15 protein-coding genes and 1 tRNA gene are annotated in these 16,273 nt (G+C 57.7%); 12 read left to right on the forward strand and 4 right to left on the reverse strand.

Annotation, left to right across the window (positions count from 1 at the left end):
* The first annotated feature begins 54 nt into the window (after nucleotides 1-54).
* From fabB to gnd, 5 genes are all read left to right on the forward strand, one after another.
* Nucleotides 55-1,266: a beta-ketoacyl-ACP synthase I gene (gene fabB, locus A7P95_RS00525; protein ID WP_067589541.1), complete on the forward strand. Its 1,212-nt coding sequence runs from the start codon at nucleotides 55-57 to the stop codon at nucleotides 1,264-1,266.
* Nucleotides 1,267-1,668: 402 nt separating this feature from the next.
* Nucleotides 1,669-2,115, forward strand: a complete 447-nt coding sequence (gene hpaR / locus A7P95_RS00530) for a homoprotocatechuate degradation operon regulator HpaR (protein ID WP_067589544.1) — start codon at nucleotides 1,669-1,671, stop codon at nucleotides 2,113-2,115.
* Between the two features lie 149 nt (nucleotides 2,116-2,264).
* Nucleotides 2,265-3,062 (forward strand): phosphatidate cytidylyltransferase, encoded by a 798-nt coding sequence (locus tag A7P95_RS00535; protein WP_067589547.1) that lies wholly within the window; start codon nucleotides 2,265-2,267, stop codon nucleotides 3,060-3,062.
* Between the two features lie 140 nt (nucleotides 3,063-3,202).
* Nucleotides 3,203-5,071, forward strand: coding sequence for a ribonuclease catalytic domain-containing protein (locus A7P95_RS00540; RefSeq protein ID WP_067589550.1), 1,869 nt, complete (start codon nucleotides 3,203-3,205; stop codon nucleotides 5,069-5,071).
* Nucleotides 5,072-5,337: 266 nt separating this feature from the next.
* The gene (gene gnd, locus A7P95_RS00545; RefSeq protein ID WP_067589553.1) at nucleotides 5,338-6,807 is read left to right on the forward strand and encodes a decarboxylating NADP(+)-dependent phosphogluconate dehydrogenase; all 1,470 of its coding nucleotides are present in this window, start codon (nucleotides 5,338-5,340) and stop codon (nucleotides 6,805-6,807) included.
* Between the two features lie 79 nt (nucleotides 6,808-6,886).
* On the opposite strand, the gene A7P95_RS00550 is transcribed toward gnd, so the two are convergent.
* Complete coding sequence (locus A7P95_RS00550) at nucleotides 6,887-8,068, reverse strand: phosphoglycerate kinase (RefSeq protein ID WP_067589556.1); 1,182 nt, start codon at nucleotides 8,066-8,068, stop codon at nucleotides 6,887-6,889.
* A 263-nt stretch (nucleotides 8,069-8,331) separates the two neighbouring features.
* Here A7P95_RS00550 and hslV point away from each other — a divergent pair, with 263 nt between their 5' ends.
* Entirely contained in the window at nucleotides 8,332-8,865 is a 534-nt protein-coding gene (hslV, locus tag A7P95_RS00555) for an ATP-dependent protease subunit HslV (protein WP_067589559.1), read from the forward strand.
* 84 nt (nucleotides 8,866-8,949) lie between these two features.
* Here the strand turns inward: hslV and A7P95_RS00560 are convergent, their stop codons facing one another.
* Entirely contained in the window at nucleotides 8,950-9,408 is a 459-nt protein-coding gene (locus A7P95_RS00560; RefSeq protein WP_067589562.1) for a hypothetical protein, read from the reverse strand.
* A 405-nt stretch (nucleotides 9,409-9,813) separates the two neighbouring features.
* Between A7P95_RS00560 and lpxB the strand changes: the two genes are divergently transcribed.
* From lpxB to A7P95_RS00585, 5 genes are all read left to right on the forward strand, one after another.
* Nucleotides 9,814-10,971 (forward strand): lipid-A-disaccharide synthase, encoded by a 1,158-nt coding sequence (gene lpxB, locus A7P95_RS00565; RefSeq protein WP_067589565.1) that lies wholly within the window; start codon nucleotides 9,814-9,816, stop codon nucleotides 10,969-10,971.
* A complete protein-coding gene (rnhB, locus tag A7P95_RS00570; protein ID WP_067589568.1) occupies nucleotides 10,968-11,552 on the forward strand; it encodes a ribonuclease HII in 585 nt (194 codons plus the stop codon). Before lpxB ends, rnhB begins: the two co-directional genes overlap by 4 nt.
* A 319-nt stretch (nucleotides 11,553-11,871) precedes the next feature.
* Nucleotides 11,872-11,956 (forward strand) — tRNA-Leu (locus A7P95_RS00575).
* Nucleotides 11,957-12,179: 223 nt separating this feature from the next.
* On the forward strand, nucleotides 12,180-13,412 hold the full coding sequence (locus A7P95_RS00580; protein ID WP_067589571.1) for a tyrosine-type recombinase/integrase: 1,233 nt from the start codon (nucleotides 12,180-12,182) through the stop codon (nucleotides 13,410-13,412).
* A gap of 256 nt (nucleotides 13,413-13,668) precedes the next feature.
* Nucleotides 13,669-14,082 carry a terminase small subunit-like protein gene (locus A7P95_RS00585; protein WP_067589574.1) on the forward strand — a complete coding sequence of 138 codons (414 nt, stop codon included), beginning with the start codon at nucleotides 13,669-13,671 and terminating at the stop codon, nucleotides 14,080-14,082.
* 224 nt (nucleotides 14,083-14,306) lie between these two features.
* Here the strand turns inward: A7P95_RS00585 and A7P95_RS00590 are convergent, their stop codons facing one another.
* Nucleotides 14,307-15,155: a pirin family protein gene (locus A7P95_RS00590; protein ID WP_082890660.1), complete on the reverse strand. Its 849-nt coding sequence runs from the start codon at nucleotides 15,153-15,155 to the stop codon at nucleotides 14,307-14,309.
* Between the two features lie 139 nt (nucleotides 15,156-15,294).
* Complete coding sequence (locus A7P95_RS00595) at nucleotides 15,295-15,525, reverse strand: DUF896 domain-containing protein (protein WP_067589576.1); 231 nt, start codon at nucleotides 15,523-15,525, stop codon at nucleotides 15,295-15,297.
* 123 nt (nucleotides 15,526-15,648) lie between these two features.
* Here A7P95_RS00595 and A7P95_RS00600 point away from each other — a divergent pair, with 123 nt between their 5' ends.
* The gene (locus tag A7P95_RS00600; RefSeq protein WP_067589579.1) at nucleotides 15,649-16,014 is read left to right on the forward strand and encodes a winged helix-turn-helix transcriptional regulator; all 366 of its coding nucleotides are present in this window, start codon (nucleotides 15,649-15,651) and stop codon (nucleotides 16,012-16,014) included.
* Nucleotides 16,015-16,273 lie beyond the last annotated feature (259 nt).

The following is a 16,273-nucleotide window of genomic DNA, read 5'->3' on the forward strand; positions in this document are numbered from 1 at the left end:
AGTTCAAGCAATATTTTTCAGGTAGCCTGATTTCCCCCAACGGAGTTCATCATTATGAAACGAGTAGTCGTAACCGGTATCGGCATCGTGTCCAGCCTGGGCAACAACTGCCGCGAAGTGCTCGAATCGCTGCGCCAGCTCAAGTCGGGCATCGCATTCGACGAAAGCTACCGCGAAATGGGCCTGCGCTCGCACGTGGCCGGCAACATCAATATCGACACCAAAGAGCACATCGACCGCAAAATCCTGCGCTTTATGGGCAACGCCGCGGCCTATGCCTATATCGCCATGAAAGAAGCGATTGCCCACGCCGGCCTTTCCGAAGAGCAGGTGTCGAACATCCGCACCGGCATCGTAACCGGCAGCGGCGGCGCCTCCCCTTCTTCGCAAGTGGAAGCCGCCGACACCCTGCGCGCCAGCGGCGTGAAACGCATCGGCCCCTACGGCGTAACCAAAACCATGGCCTCCACCGTGGCCGCCTGCCTGGCTACCCCGTTTAAAATCAAAGGCGTGAACTATTCCATCAGCTCCGCCTGCTCCACTTCCGCCCACTGCATCGGCCACGCCGCCGAGCTCATCCAGCTCGGTAAACAAGACATCGTGTTTGCCGGCGGCGGCGAAGAAGTATCTTGGCACATGAGCTCCCTGTTCGACGCCATGGGCGCGCTCTCCAGCAAATACAACGACACCCCGCAGCAGGCGAGCCGCGCCTACGATGCCGACCGCGACGGCTTCGTGATTTCCGGCGGCGGCAGCATCCTGGTGATGGAAGAATACGAGCACGCCAAAGCCCGCGGCGCCAACATCCTGTGCGAGCTCACCGGCTACGGCGCCACCTCCGACGGCTACGACATGGTGCAGCCCTCCGGCGAAGGCGCCGTGCGCTGCATGCAGATGGCGCTTGCCCAACACGGCGGCAGCGTGGACTACATCAACGCCCACGGCACCTCCACCCCGGTGGGCGACACCAAAGAGCTCGGCGCCATCCGTGAAACCTTTGCCGGCAAAGAAGTGCCGCTCATCAGCTCCACCAAATCGCTTTCCGGCCACGCCTTAGGCGCAGCTGGCTCCAATGAAGCGATTTATTCCATCCTGATGCTGCTCAACGATTTCGTGTGCGCCAGCGCCAATATCTTCCATTTGGACGAACAAGCCGCCGGCCTGCCGATTGTGCGCAAAAACATCAGCAAAAAGCTTAATGCCGTGATGTCGAACAGCTTCGGCTTCGGCGGCACCAACGCCACGCTGATTTTCAGCCGCGTTTAAAGGCTACCTGAAATGTGAGCGTCAACGAAGTTCAAACAAACGGCTGAATCCTGCTGGATTTAGCCGTTTGTTTGCATAAATGGCAAAAGCCAGCGGCTGCCGGCAAACCGACTTGACGCTGCCCATGTCAAACATTATCTTAATAACGATAGCCCGTTAAAAACAGACCGCTGCCGGGTATCGTCTGTTTCCATTCCGCCAAACCGTTGCGCCTTATCCAACAGCAGATTTGCCTAAGCGTATCAAAAAATTGATTTTCATCAAAACACACCATCGCCCGTATATTATGGATTTACAATATATAATAAACTGAAACAATATCCTGTTGTTAATAAGGGATTGACCCAAACCACAATAACAATTGTTGCAGTCATTTTAATCAGTATGAGGGAGGAGCCCGCTATGATCCACCATTCCAAACACTCATCTTTAAACATCGCGCTCATTCAGGCGCGCGAAGCCCTGATGACGCATTTTCGGCCGCTGCTCAACGAAATCGGCCTCACCGACCAGCAATGGCGCATCCTGCGCCTTTTGGCCGAAAACGGCACCATGGATTTCCAAGACCTCGCCCGCAGCGCCTGCATCCTGCGCCCCAGCCTCACCGGCATCCTCACCCGGCTGGAAAAAATGAAACTCGTAGTACGCCTGCGCCCGGCCAACGACCACCGCCGTGTGTTCCTTAAACTCACCGAGCAGGGCGAAAACACCTACAACGATTTTGTCAGCCAAATCGATTCCTGCTACGACAATATCGAAAAACAGCTCTCCAAAGAAAAACTCGCCCAGCTGCACGAGCTCTTGCACGAGCTGGCCAAAACCCATGTCGCCACCATGGCGCGCATGTAGGCCTACAGCCAACGCCCAAAGGCTACCTGAAAACCCAATTCCGGTTTTCAGGTAGCCTCTGTCTTTATCCGCAACGTATTTGGCCAATTGCCTATATAATGCCGCCGATTGCCCGCCTCACACAAAAGGCTACCTGAAAAAGGAACACCATGCTCAAACAACGAATCCTCACCGCCCTGGTTTTGCTGCCGCTGATGCTCGGCATGCTGTTTGCCGCCGGCCCCGGCCTGTGGGCATTGTTCACCGGCCTGATGGCGCTGCTGGCGCTGTGGGAATACAGCCGCTTGTGCGCCATGCCGGAAAGCATGCAGCGCCCTTATCTAGCCGGCACCGCGCTGTTTATGCTGATTGCCTGGAGCGGCGGCTGGCAGCTGCCGCCCGCGGCCTGGGCGGCCGTGCTCGTGTTCTGGCTGGCCGGCATGCCCGTCTGGCTGCATTTCAAATGGCGTTTGCAGGCCGATTGGAAAGGCATGGCCACCGGCTGGCTGCTGATGCTGCCCTTCTGGTTTGCCCTGCTCGAGCTGCGGCCAAACAGCCAATCCGCGCTGCACCTGTTGGCCGTGATGATGCTGGTGTGGCTCGCCGACGTGTTTGCCTATGTGTTCGGCCGGCTGTGGGGAAAACACAAGCTCGCCCCCGCCATCAGCCCCGGCAAAAGCTGGGAAGGCGTGGCCGGCGGGCTGCTAAGTGTGCTGCTGTATGCCAGCATCGCCCGCGCCGCCGGCTGGTTCGGCTTCCATCTTTCCTGGCCAAGCATGATGCTCACCGCCACCGTGCTCACCTTCGTGGGCATTGGCGGCGACCTCTTGGAGAGCTGGTTTAAACGCGCCGCCGGCGTGAAAGACAGCAGCAATCTCCTGCCCGGCCACGGCGGCGTATTCGACCGCGTAGATTCGCTGCTGGCCGTGCTCAGCGTGTATGCCGCCATCAGCGCATTGTTCGGCTGAAGCTGTTCGACAAGATTGGAGGCTACCTGAAAAATTTTTTCGCTAAGTTTTCAGGTAGCCCTTTCTTTCCTTATGCTAAAATCCGCCCTCTTTCCCAATCCACGCCTCCGGCCGCGCGCCGGAAAAATTTCCCCCGTTAAATGAACATATTCTACGAAGAAAGCGGCCAATTTAAAGTAGCCGCCGTCGTGCAGAAAAACGACAGCACCTACCAAGCCACCACCCAGCACGGCAAACGCGCCAAAATCAAAGCCAACAACGTCTTCGTCGAATTCACCGAGCCGCTGGAGAGCTTCCTCGAGCGCGCACAAAACGAAGCCGCGCAAATCGACACCGATTTGCTGTGGGAATTCTGCGGCGAAGAAGAATTCACCGCCCAAAGCATCGCCGCTGACTACTTCGGCCACGCCCCCGGCCAACACGAGCTCGCCGCCACCCTGATTGCGCTCTACGCCGCACCGATGTATTTCTACAAAAAAGGCAAAGGCGTGTTCAAAGCCGCGCCGGAAGACACCCTCAAGCAGGCGCTGGCCGCCATCGAGCGCAAAAAACAGCAAGAAGCGCAGATTGAAGCCTGGGTGGCCGAGCTGCGGCAACAGCGCCTGCCTGCCGAAATCGCCGCCGATTTGACCACCATCCTGCACAACCCCGACAAACAGTCGCTCACCTACAAAGCTTTCAATAAAGCCGCCGCCGAGCTGAAAATTTCCGCTTATCAATTAGCCAAACAAACCGGCGGCGTCGCCTCCCTGCCGCAATACCTGCTCGACGGCTTCTGCTGCAAACATTTCCCAAACGGCACCGCCGCGCCCAGCACCGCCGTACCCGCCGTGGGCGAGCTGCCCGCCGCCGCTGCCGATATTGTCGCCTTCTCCATCGACGACGAAGACACCAGCGAAATCGACGACGCGCTTTCCGTGCAAGACCTGCCGAACGGCAATAAACGGGTCGGCATCCATATCGCCGTGCCCACCCTGGCCATCGCCGAAAACAGCCCGGTGGAAAACCTGATCAAACAACGGCAAAGCACCGCCTACTACCCCGGCGGCAAAATCACCATGCTGCCGGAAAACTGGATTCAGGCCTTCAGCCTTGATGAAGGCAGGCGGCCGGTGTTGAGCCTGTATGTGGAAGTGGGCGCAGATTTTCAGGTAGCCTCCACGCCGCACACCTGCCTCGAACACCTCAACATTAGCCACAACCTGCGCATCCAACACATCGAACCACATTTCAACGCCGATACCGGCCTTTCCGACAGCGATCCGGTGCAGTTCCCCTGCCAGCCGCAGTTGCGCTGGCTCTACCGCTTCGCCATCGAACGGCAAAAACAGCGCGACCGCTACGAAGCAGACCGCGCCCCGCAATACGACTACGGCATTGAATTTGAAGCCGATGGCAAAGTGCACATCAGCCGGCGCGAACGCGGCTCGCCCATCGATACCCTGGTATCGGAAATGATGATTCTGGCCAACAGCACCTGGGCCGCACAGCTCGATCAAAACGGCCTGCCCGGCCTGTTCCGCGTGCAAACCAGCGGCAAAGTGCGCATGAGCACCCAATCCGAGCCGCACATCGGCATGAACGTGGCGCACTACGGCTGGTTCACCTCGCCGCTGCGCCGCGCCGCCGACTGCATCAACCAGCGCCAGCTGCTCAGCCTGATCGAACCCGAACTGCCGCCGCGTTTCCAAAAAAACGACAGCGAGCTGTTTGCCGCCCTGCGCGATTTCGATGCCGCCTACACCGCCTACGCCGATTTCCAGCGCCAAATGGAAGCCTATTGGAGCCTGGTGTATATGCAGCAGGAAAACCTGCGCGAGCTGAACGCGATGCTGCTGAAGGAAGATTTGGTGCGCATCGAAGGGCTGCCGCTGGTTGCTCGGGTGCACGGCGTGCCGATCGATATTCCGCCGAAAATCCGCGTCAAACTGGCCGTGAGCCAGCTCGATTCCGAGCAGCAGCTGGTGGAACTGAAATACTTAAACGTGTTGCCGCCGGAGGCTACCTGAAAAATAAAACCAGCCAACCAGCAGCCATTGCCCACATCGCAGAGTAGAAAACCCGGGCAATCTGCAAACTTACCCACAAAGTAGCGGCAGGCTGCAAAAGTTTTCCACACCTCCCCACAAGCAAAGCGCCTACCGGCCAACACCTTGGATTGGATCTAATTAATTGTTTAATTGATATTTCATCCCTTATCCACGGCAAAACAGGTACTACATCTTCATAACCAAATAAAAATATTCATTCAATTAACAGTAAAAGCGAAACCATCATGCAAAATCCTGCAAACCTACCCCGAAGCGACATCGCGGTTATCGGATTGGCCGTTATGGGTCAAAACCTGATTCTCAATATGAACGCTCACGGTTTTACCGTGAGCGCCTACAACCGCACGGCAGCCAAAACCGAGCAGTTCCTCAACAGCGTAGCCAAGGGCACCAATATTATCGGTGCTTATAGCCTGCCGGAATTACTTGCCCAGCTGAAACGGCCGCGCAAAATCATGCTGATGGTGCAGGCTGGGCGGGCGGTGGACGAGCTGATCGGCCAACTGCTGCCGCTGTTGGAGCCGGGCGACATCATTATCGACGGCGGTAATGCCAACTATCCCGACAGCGAACGGCGCACGGCCGAATTGGCGGCACAAGGCATTTTGTTTGTGGGCACCGGCATTTCCGGCGGCGAGGAAGGCGCGCGCCACGGCCCTTCAGTGATGCCTGGCGGCAATCCCGAAGCCTGGCCAGCGGTGAAACCGATTTTGCAGGCAGTGGCCGCCAAAACGGCAGAGGGCGAAGTGTGTTGCGACTGGGTGGGCAAAAACGGCGCTGGCCATTTTGTGAAAATGGTGCACAACGGCATCGAATACGGCGATATGCAGCTGATTTGTGAGGCTTATCAGTTTATGAAAGACGGCCTCGGCATGAGCCACGCCGAAATGCAGGCCGCGTTTGCCGCTTGGAACCAAACCGAGCTCGACAGCTATCTGATTCAAATCACCGCCGACATCTTGGGCGTGAACGATGCCGACGGAACGCCCTTGGTGGAAAAAATCCTCGACCGTGCCGGCCAAAAAGGCACCGGCAAGTGGACCGGCATCAACGCGCTGGATTTGGGCACGCCGCTCACGCTGATTACCGAAGCCGTGTTTGCCCGTTGCATTTCCGCCCTGAAAGAACAGCGCGTGCAGGCCGAAGCCGCGTTTGGGCATAAGATCGAGCCCATCGCGGGCGAACGCGCAGAATGGCTCGAAGCCTTGCGCCAGGCGCTGCTGGCTTCCAAAATTATTTCCTATGCCCAAGGCTTTATGCTGATGCGCCAGGCCAGCGAGCATTTCGGCTGGGATTTGAACTATGGCAAAACCGCCCTGCTGTGGCGCGAAGGCTGCATCATCCGCAGCGCGTTTTTGGGCAACATCCGCGATGCCTATGCCGCCAATCCCGATTTGGTATTCTTGGGCAGCGATAGCTATTTCAAACAATTGCTGCAACAAGCCTTGCCCGGTTGGCGCAAAGTGGCCGCCGCCGCCATGCAGCACGGCCTGCCCATGCCCTGCACCGTATCCGCATTGTCATTCCTCGACAGCTACACCTGTGGCCGCCTGCCCGCCAACCTGCTTCAGGCGCAGCGCGACTACTTCGGCGCCCACACCTACGAGCGCACCGACCGCTCGGTCGGCGAATTTTTCCACACCGATTGGACCGGGCGCGGCGGCGACGTATCCGCCGGGCGTTATGAGGTATAACGAATCGGCATGAAAGAGGCTACCTGAAAAGTTGCAATCGGTTTCAGGTAGCCTCTTTCTATTTCAATTCAATCTGCTGTCAGCCTGCCGCCCGTTTTCCCAACACAGCCACACCGGGCAGCTGTTTGCCTTCCAGAAATTCCAGGAAAGCGCCGCCGCCGGTGGAGATGTAGCTGATTTTATCGGCGATGCCGAATTGGGCAATGGCCGCCAGTGTGTCGCCGCCGCCGGCAATGGAGAAGGCGCGGCTCTCGGCAATGGCTTCGGCCATCACGCGCGTGCCCTCAGCGAAACGTTCAAATTCAAACACGCCCACCGGGCCGTTCCACACAATCGTGCCGGCTTCGCGCAGCAGCGCGGCCAGCTTGGCGGCCGATTTGGGGCCGATGTCGAGGATCATGTCGTCTGCGGCCACATCGGCCACGGCCTTGGTTTCGGCTGCGGCATCGGCAGCAAAGGCTTTGGCGCACACCACATCTTCCGGCATCGGCACGGCGCCGCCTTTGGCCGCCATTTTTTCGGCCACGGCACGCGCTTCGGCGGTCAAGTCGGCTTCGGCCAGTGAGTTGCCGATGGGCTCTCCGGCGGCAAGCAGGAAGGTGTTAGCGATGCCGCCGCCCACGATGAGCTGGTCTACCTTATCGGCCAGGCTGTTGAGGATGGTGAGCTTGGTGGAAACTTTGCTGCCGGCCACAATCGCCACCAGCGGGCGGGCGGGCTCTTTCAACGCCTTGCCCAGCGCGTCGAGCTCGGCGGAGAGCAGGATGCCGGCACAGGCCAGCGGCGCGGCTTCGGCCACGGCCACCAGCGAGGCTTCGGCGCGGTGAGCGGTGCCGAAGGCGTCGTTCACATAAATGTCGCACAGCGCGGCATAGGCTTGGCCGAGCTCGGCGTTGTTTTTCTTCTCGCCTTTGTTCACGCGCACGTTTTGCAGCATCACCAATTCGCCGGGCTGCGGGCGCGGGGGGTGTTCCCGCCAGTCGCTGCTCACGGGCACGGAGAGGCCGAGCAGGCTGCCCAGGTGCGCGGCCACGGGAGCCAGGTCGTCTTCGGGCTTGAATTCGCCTTCGGTGGGGCGGCCGAGGTGGCTCATCAGGATGACGGCGGCACCGTTTTCCAGGCAGTAGCGCACGGAGGCGAGCGAGGCGCGGATGCGGGTGTCGTCGCCGATTTTGCCGTCTTTAATCGGCACGTTGAGGTCGGCGCGGATGAGCACGGTTTTGCCGCGCACGTTTTGTTCGGTGAGCTTGAGGAAGCGCATGGTTTCTTTCTTTTCTTTCAGTTGTTTGGTGGGAAAAATCCGGCGGCTTGGGCGGCCGCGGGAAGCGTGGGCATTATCTTATAAACGCTTAGGAGGCGCAAACAGGCGGTGGGGTTTTAACTGCGTTGAAAGCGAAGCTAAAAATATCCACCGCATTTTCAGGTAGCCTCTTCGCATGCCGCCTGATGGGGTTTGGCAAATTGAAATCCGCGCCGCCGCCCTAATCTGCCGGCTCATGTTCACCGTTTCATAAAGGAAGCACCATGCAGCAATTCGACGGCACCACTATCGTTTCCGTGCGGCGCGGCCGCGAAATCGCCATCGGCGGCGACGGCCAGGTTAGCCTAGGCAACACCATCATCAAAGCCACTGCGCGAAAAGTGCGCAAACTGTATAACAACACTGTGCTGGCCGGGTTTGCCGGCGGCACGGCCGATGCCTTCACCTTAATCGAGCTTTTCGAAGCCAAATTGCAGAAACACCAGGGGCGGCTCACCGTGTCGGCCATCGAGCTGGCCAAAGAATGGCGCACCGACCGCGCCTTGCGCCGCCTGGAAGCCATGCTGATTGTGGCCGACAAAGACAACACCCTCATCATCACCGGCAACGGCGACGTGCTCGAGCCGGAAGGCGGCATCGCGGCCATCGGCAGCGGCGGCGCCTTCGCCCAGGCCGCGGCCAAAGCGCTGGTGGAAAACACCGAGCTGCCGCCCGCCACCGTGGTGAAGAAGGCGCTGGAAATCGCCGGTGGCATCTGCATCTACACCAACGACCAGCATACGGTGGAAACGCTGTAAACAGCATGGCGGCAAAATAAAGGCTACTTGAAAACGGACAACTGTTTTTCAGGTAGCCTTTTGCCGTGCGGGCGATGGGCGGGATTATTTGGCGTAATGGCGCAACATCAGCTCAATCCCTTCCGCACCAAACTCTTCGTACAAAAAAGAATCTTCGTTTTTCAGCGCCTGCTGCAACTGCTCGATGCTGGCAAACCAGCCTTTATCAATCAAATTAAACAAAGACAAAGCCTGCTCGTTTCCGCTGTTGAACGCAAACACCCCCCAATCCACCGGAAAATACTGCGCCGCGCACCAGCTCAAATCGGACGGGGCAAAGACTATGCCCGTAAAGTCGTATTCCTGCTGATGGATGATGTCCGCAACATCTTCTGCCTGCCTGTTTGCAATATCCACATGAATCACCGGGCTTTCGGATGTGGTGGTGAAAACATCGAATTCCCGACAGCCGCTTGCAGCCAGCACATCGTAAAAGCCATCCACAAAATCACGGTCTCCCAGTAACGATAATGAATCAAAAAACAAAAATTTATCGTAATTCAATTTCTCGTTAAAGAAATAGAAATCGGGAAATCTAAATTCTTTGGCTACATAATATCGCTGAATTGATTCATGATTTGCTCACTGGTTTGGTTGATTTTCGGCACGAATGCTGCACATTTTGTTTTAACTTCGTTGAAGCTCACGCTTTCAGGTAGCCCCATCGTACCAATAAAGGCTACCTGAAAGTGAGTTTCTGCGAAGCTAAAGCATGAGCTTCAACGAAGTTAAATTAGATAATGCCCGTTTTTAGCTTTGCAGAAACTCAGCTTTGCTTCGCAAAACATCGTCTTAGCTTCGCAGAAACTCTGCTTCCTTCGGAAACATCGTTTTCAGGTAGCCTCATCCCGCCCGCCGCTGCATTCTTCGGTACAATACCGTATCTTTGTTTTCCGCCCGCTTCCCATCATGACCACCCCGTCCCCCCTCATCGCCCTCTGCGCCGGCGAAGCTTCCGGCGACCTGCTCGGCGCGCACCTCATCGACGCCCTGCGAGCGCGCTGCCCGCAGGCGCGGTTTATTGGCATCGGCGGCCCGCGCATGCAGGCGGCCGGGCTGGAAAGCCTGTTTGACCAGGAAACGCTGGCGGTGCGTGGCTATGCCGAAGTGTTGAAAAACCTGCCGGCGATTTGGCGCATCCGCAAAGGCCTGATTGCCGAAATGAAACGGCGGCGGCCGGCGGTGTTTGTGGGCATCGACGCGCCGGATTTCAACCTGGGCGTGGCCGCCGCGCTCAAGGCTGCGGGCATTCCCACGCTGCATTATGTGAGCCCGTCGGTGTGGGCGTGGCGGCGCGAACGGGTGCACACAATCGTGCGGCAGGCGGATGAAGTGCTGTGCCTGTTTCCGATGGAGCCGGAGCTATATCGGCAGGCCGGCGGGCGGGCGCGCTTCGTGGGGCACCCTTTGGCGCAAACCCTGCCGCTGGAATCCGACCGTGCCGCCGCCCGCCGCGGGCTGGGGCTACCTGAAAACCAGCCCGTGTTCGCCCTGCTGCCCGGCAGCCGCGTGAGCGAAATCGACTATATGGCGCCGCTGTTTCTGCAAACCGCGCAGCTGGTGTTGCGGCAGCTGCCCGATGCGCAGTTTCTGCTGCCCTACGCCACCGAAGCCACCCAAGCCCGCCTGCAAGCCCTGCTCGCCGCCGAGCCCTACCGCGCATTGCCGCTGCGCCTGCTGGCGGGCGGCACGGCGCAGGCCTGCACCGCGGCGGATGCGGTGTTGGTAACCAGCGGCACGGCCACGCTGGAAGTGGCGCTGTGCAAGCGGCCGATGGTGATCAGCTACAAAATTTCGCCGCTCACCTATGCGCTGGTGAAACGCAAAATCAAAGTGCCCTATGTGGGGCTACCCAATGTGCTGCTCGGCCGCGCCGCCGTGCCCGAGCTGCTGCAACACGACGCCGATCCCGTCAAGCTGGCCGCCGCGCTGCTGGATTGGTATCGCTCGCCGGAAAAAGTGGCCGCGCTGCAACGCGATTTCACCGAGCTGCACCACCTGTTGCGCAAAGACACCGCCGCCGAAGCCGCCGCCGCAGTATTGGCCGCTGCGGGGGTAAACCCATGATTTGGCAGGCCGGCGTGGACGAAGCCGGGCGCGGGCCGCTGGCCGGCAGCGTGTTTGCCGCCGCCGTGGTGCTGCCGCCGCAATACGATTTGCCCGGCCTCACCGATTCGAAAAAGCTCAGCGAACGCCGTCGCGACGAGCTGGCCGTGCTCATCAAGCAGCAGGCGCTGGCCTGGTGCGTGGCTTCCGCCTCGGTGGCCGAAATTGCCGATCTCAACATCCTGCATGCCACCATGCTGGCCATGTGCCGTGCCGTGCACGGGCTGGGTCGGCTACCTGAAAAAGCGTGGATAGATGGCAACCGCGTGCCGCCCGATTTGGGCTGCGAGGCCGAAGCCGTGGTGAAGGGCGACAGCAAAATCATCCAGATCTCAGCCGCCTCCGTGCTGGCCAAAACCGCGCGCGACGCGGAAATGTATGCCCTGGCCGAGCGATATCCGCAATACGGCTTCGAGCGCCACAAAGGCTACGGCACCGCCGAGCACCTTGCTGCCCTGCAACGCTATGGTGCCCTGCCGGAACACCGCAAAGATTTTGCGCCCGTACGGGAAATTTTGGCGCAGGGGCGGCTGTTTGAGTGAGCGGGCGCAGGAATTGAGGTGCACAATCAGCATGAGGTGCTGCTCATCATATTGATTCAAAATGGCAATATTTTTCAGGTAGCCCCTAAGGCAGATAGGCTACCTGAAAACCGTTTGCCTGCTATAGCGAATCAGCTTAACTTTTGCTACGGCGTGAACCCGCCTTGCCGTATCCTGTACTGTCTGTGGTTCGCTGCCTGGTATCGAAAGCCAATTTGATCCGCGATAAACGGCAAGCACGGCTTTTCGGCCTGCTTGCCGAAATTTTTCCCCCGAGCGTTGCCAAATCAGCGGATTACAGTATAATGCCGCCTTTCCCGCGGACGTGGCGAAATTGGTAGACGCACCAGATTTAGGTTCTGGCGCCGAGAGGTGTGAGAGTTCGAGTCTCTCCGTCCGCACCACATTTATGAAACAGCTCAATTTTTCGGGCTGTTTTTTTACGTCTAACGCTATCCAATGCAACCAGCTAAATCTAAGCCAGTAAAGGATTTCAGGCTGATTCAATCTATCCTTTTCCCTTCCCTATTCAGCTAATCCCGTCTAATGCCGTCTAATTGAATTGCCCCTTTTGCGGGGGTATGATTGGGGGTACCGTAAAAATACCCTCAAAAATATACCCCCAGAATGCCCCTAAACGACCGCCAAATCAAGAACGCAAAACCTACCAGCACAGGAAAGAAAGCCAAGCTGTTTGACGGCGGCGGCCTGTATCTGGAAATTACCCCGGCAGGCGGCAAAATCTTCCGCTTGAAATACCGTATCGACGGCAAGGAAAAAACGCTGACTATCGGCAAGTATCCCGCTGTCTCCCTCTCCGAAGCGCGGCAGGCTGCCGAGAATGCCCGCTCTCTGTTGGCACAGGGGCAAGACCCCGCCGCCGCCAAGCAACAGGCCAAACAGGAAAGGCGGGCGGCCTTACTGAATACCTTTGCCGCTCTTACCCGCCGCTGGCACGCCGACAACCTGCACCGCTGGAAGCCGAACCATGCGGGGCGCATCATGCGCTATTTTGAAACCGACGTTTTCCCGCTGATTGGGGAAATGCCGATTGACAGCATCACGGTAGGGCAAATCAAACAGGTTTTAGACCGCATTACAGCGCGGGGCGTGAGCAATACCGCCGAAAAAGTGAGGGAATGGACAGGCGCGGTTTTCGATTATGCGGCCATGCTGGAGATAACCGACCACAACCCCGCCCGCGCATTGCGCAAATACATTGCCAAGCAACCGGCCAAAAACCGGGCAGCCCTGCCGCGCGAAGAGCTGACGGAGTTTTACCGCCGCCTGATACTGGCCGACATCGAACCGGCGAACAAAACCGCCCTGCTGCTGATAATGCTGGTGTTTGTGCGCAATACCGAACTGCGCGGCGGGCAATGGGCGGAAGTGGATTTTTCAGCGGCGCAATGGGTAATCCCTGCCGAACGAATGAAGCACGAGAAGACCGCCCCCAAGCCGCCACACACCGTGCCGCTTTCCGATTGGGCGCTGGAGCTGTTGCGCGAGCTGCACGGCCTGACCGGCAATACTCCCTATCTGTTCCCCAGCCGCACCAAACAAGACGGACATATCAGCGAAAACACGCTAGGCAAAATCATCAACGGCATGGGCTACAAAGGCATAGCCACCCCGCACGGTTTCCGTGCCTTAGCAAGCAGCATCCTGAACGAGCAGGGCTTTAACCCAGACGCCATCGAGCGCCAGCTTGCCCACGTTGAAGAAAACAAAATCAAAGCCGCCTACAACCGGGCGGAGTATCTGGCCGAGCGGCGGGAGATGATGCAATGGTATTCGGACTATCTGCGGGGGCGATACTGCCAAGCCCAAGCCATGATTGCAACAGATGAGGCTACCTGAAAAACAAAACACCAGCGGGCGGGCTGGTGTTTTATTTTGCTTCGCATTATCCTTAATCCTGCCTAATGCCGTATAACGCCGTATCACGAAAACCCGCCTGCCTTTCTGCATCCACCGCAAACAGCAGCGCATAACCGTCATGATGGCGCTATTCCGGCACGAGCGGGATTTAATCGAACATCTGGCCGAAGCAGACCACTACCTAGGCAAACTTGGCAGGCTGCTGAACAAGGCTGCCTGAAACCGGAGAAGCACCATGCACCACAACCGCGAAATCATCGAAGAGCGCATTTGCAACCTGCTGGCACAAGGCCACAGCTTGGCCGCCATCTGCCGCCGGAAGGGTATGCCCGCCCCCAGTACCGTCTACAAATGGCTGGCGGAGAAGCCCGAATTTTCGGAGCAATACGCGCACGCGCGCGGACAACAGGCAGACTTCTACGCCGACGAAATCATCGAGATTGCCGACAACTGCCCGCCTATTCATGAAGAAATTGCCAAAGCCAAAATCAAGATAGACACCCGCAAATGGAAGGCCGCCCGCCTTGCACCCAAGAAATACAGCGAAAGAGCCGAGCTGGATTTGAAATCAACCGATGGCAGCATGACCCCGATAAAGATAACGCGGGTAATTATCGACCCTAAGGAAGTCCCGCAAGAGGCTACCTGAAATCACGAAGCTGAAAAAATAGTTAGCAATCCTAAAACTTAATAACTTTTAGAAAATAAAAGATTAAGAAGGAGCAGAGAAATGGGCAACCGAAAGAGGAAGGCAGAGAAATGGCAGCACAACTACGCCGCCATCAACAACCAGCCTTACATCATGATGCGGTAAGACTTGTTAGCCAGCCCGCACTTCTACAGCTTGTCCGGCAACGCGCAAAAAGTATTCAACTATTTGGCCGGGCAATACCGTGGCGGCAACAACGGTAATTTATCCTGCCCCAAGGGGCCATAGCCAACCACCGGCTCGTTAATCGGCACGCCGGAGAGCAGCAGGATTTTGGCTTCTTCGCTGCCCGCGTTCACGGTGAATTGCCCGCCGCCCTGCTCAAAGCCCACCAGTTCGCCCGGCTCGGCCGCGTCTTGGCCGTTGATGAGCACGTTGCCGCGCAAAATCACCAGCGACAAGTTGTGGCTCTCGGGCACTTCCAGCACGGCTGCTTTGCCCGCATTAAGCACGATGTCCCACACGTTCATTTCGGTGAAGGTGTCGGCCGAGCCTCGGGTGCCGTCGCGTTCGCCGGCAATCAGGCGCAGGTGGCCGGCCTCGTCGGGCAGCGGCAGCACGGGGATATCGGCCTTGGCCAGGTGTTGGTAGCGCGGCGGGGCGTTTTTGTGGACGGCAGGTAGGTTCACCCAAAGCTGCACCATTTCAAACAAGCCGCCTTGTTTGCTGAAGGCTTCGGAGTGGAATTCTTCGTGGATGATGCCGGAGCCGGCGGTCATCCATTGCACGTCGCCTTCGTAAATAATGCCGCCTCCGCCGCTGGAATCGTGGTGCGCCACTTCGCCGTGGTAGGCAAGGGTAACGGTTTCAAAGCCTTTGTGCGGATGCTGCCCCACGCCGCGCGGGCTGCGGGCTTCGTTGGGGGCAAATTCGTAGGGCGCGGCGTAATCCAGCATCAGGAAGGGGTTGGTGCCGCGGTCGTCGGCCATGTGGGAAAACAAGGGCCGCACCAGGAAGCCGTCGCCCACCCAGTGTTGGCTGTTGGCACGGTAGATTTGTTTCACTTTTCGCATGATGGTTTCCTCTTGATGGGGCTACCTGAAAATTTTAGCTGTGCTTTAGCTTCGCAGAAACTCAGCCTTGCTTCGCAAGACATCGTTTTAACTTCGTTGAAGCTCACGCTTTCAGGTAGCCTTTATGTGTTTGTTTTATCTATACCTGCATACCGGCAGCTTGGGCGGCGCGCAGCTTGGCGGGGGTCACGTCGTTGCCTTCGCTGTCCACCACGCTCACCGTGGAAAGGATGTTGGTCATCTGCCCCAACACCTGTTTCACATAAGCCTGCCGCAGCTCATCGCGTTCGGCCAGCTCGGCTTCGGTGAGGCCCGCGGTTTTGGCTTTGCGGGCCAGCTCGTTGATGCGGTCTAATTCAGCAATTCGCATGATTTCCTCCTTAAGTTTTTAGTGTCATTTTGATGCGTTGGGTGTATTATATCCAGTATGTATTTTTATACAAGTACACACATTTTTTATACTGTAAATCCCGCCGCCGCCAAAGGAAACATCATGCCCGCCAACACCCCCGCCTACACCGACTGCTGCCCCGTTACCGCCACGCTCGACATCATCGGCGGCAAATGGAAGGTATTGATTCTCTATCATTTAAACAGCCAAACCCTCCGCTTCAACGAGCTCGCCCGCCACCTGCCCGCCATTACCCAGCGCATGCTCACCCTGCAACTGCGCGAGCTGGAAACCGACGGCATCGTACACCGCGAAGTGTATCCGCAAGTGCCGCCCAAAGTGGAATACTCCCTCACCGAGTTTGGTCAAACCCTGATGCCCGTAATCCAAGCCATGCACCGCTGGGGCGAGCAATACGCCGCCGAATGCAAAAAACACCGCAAACCGGCCGGGCAGGAAAAAAACTGAACGCAGCCCGCGCCATATACGGCAAAACGAAAACATCGAGCGCAAAAAAGCAGCCTTTTCAGGGCGCGGAGAAGACAAGAACTAGGTATTTAATATATTGTTTATCAACATACTTATTTTCTATCTGTGTGAATATACCCCCAAATATACCCCCATTTTGCACAAGTCAAAACTTTTCCCCTGCCTCGCGCGCGCGATGCCCGCATTCCGAAGGTGCAAATTCTGCAGGTTGGGGCATTGCATGGGATTGATGTTTCAA

It is taken from the genome of Eikenella longinqua (assembly GCF_001648355.1).
In the GTDB taxonomy this organism is placed as follows: domain Bacteria; phylum Pseudomonadota; class Gammaproteobacteria; order Burkholderiales; family Neisseriaceae; genus Eikenella; species Eikenella longinqua.

Excerpts from the sequence above, each read along its gene's own strand:
- fabB (WP_067589541.1), top strand. The coding sequence starts at position 55 with ATGAAACGAGTAGTCGTAACCGGTATCGGCATCGTGTCCAGCCTGGGC.
- A7P95_RS00580 (WP_067589571.1), top strand. The coding sequence starts at position 12,180 with ATGCCCCTAAACGACCGCCAAATCAAGAACGCAAAACCTACCAGCACA.
- lpxB (WP_067589565.1), top strand. The coding sequence starts at position 9,814 with ATGACCACCCCGTCCCCCCTCATCGCCCTCTGCGCCGGCGAAGCTTCC.
- A7P95_RS00590 (WP_082890660.1), bottom strand. The coding sequence starts at position 15,155 with ATGCGAAAAGTGAAACAAATCTACCGTGCCAACAGCCAACACTGGGTG.
- A7P95_RS00595 (WP_067589576.1), bottom strand. The coding sequence starts at position 15,525 with ATGCGAATTGCTGAATTAGACCGCATCAACGAGCTGGCCCGCAAAGCC.
- A7P95_RS00550 (WP_067589556.1), bottom strand. The coding sequence starts at position 8,068 with ATGCGCTTCCTCAAGCTCACCGAACAAAACGTGCGCGGCAAAACCGTG.
- A7P95_RS00540 (WP_067589550.1), top strand. The coding sequence starts at position 3,203 with ATGAACATATTCTACGAAGAAAGCGGCCAATTTAAAGTAGCCGCCGTC.
- hpaR (WP_067589544.1), top strand. The coding sequence starts at position 1,669 with ATGATCCACCATTCCAAACACTCATCTTTAAACATCGCGCTCATTCAG.
- A7P95_RS00585 (WP_067589574.1), top strand. The coding sequence starts at position 13,669 with ATGCACCACAACCGCGAAATCATCGAAGAGCGCATTTGCAACCTGCTG.
- rnhB (WP_067589568.1), top strand. The coding sequence starts at position 10,968 with ATGATTTGGCAGGCCGGCGTGGACGAAGCCGGGCGCGGGCCGCTGGCC.
- gnd (WP_067589553.1), top strand. The coding sequence starts at position 5,338 with ATGCAAAATCCTGCAAACCTACCCCGAAGCGACATCGCGGTTATCGGA.
- A7P95_RS00600 (WP_067589579.1), top strand. The coding sequence starts at position 15,649 with ATGCCCGCCAACACCCCCGCCTACACCGACTGCTGCCCCGTTACCGCC.
- hslV (WP_067589559.1), top strand. The coding sequence starts at position 8,332 with ATGCAGCAATTCGACGGCACCACTATCGTTTCCGTGCGGCGCGGCCGC.
- A7P95_RS00535 (WP_067589547.1), top strand. The coding sequence starts at position 2,265 with ATGCTCAAACAACGAATCCTCACCGCCCTGGTTTTGCTGCCGCTGATG.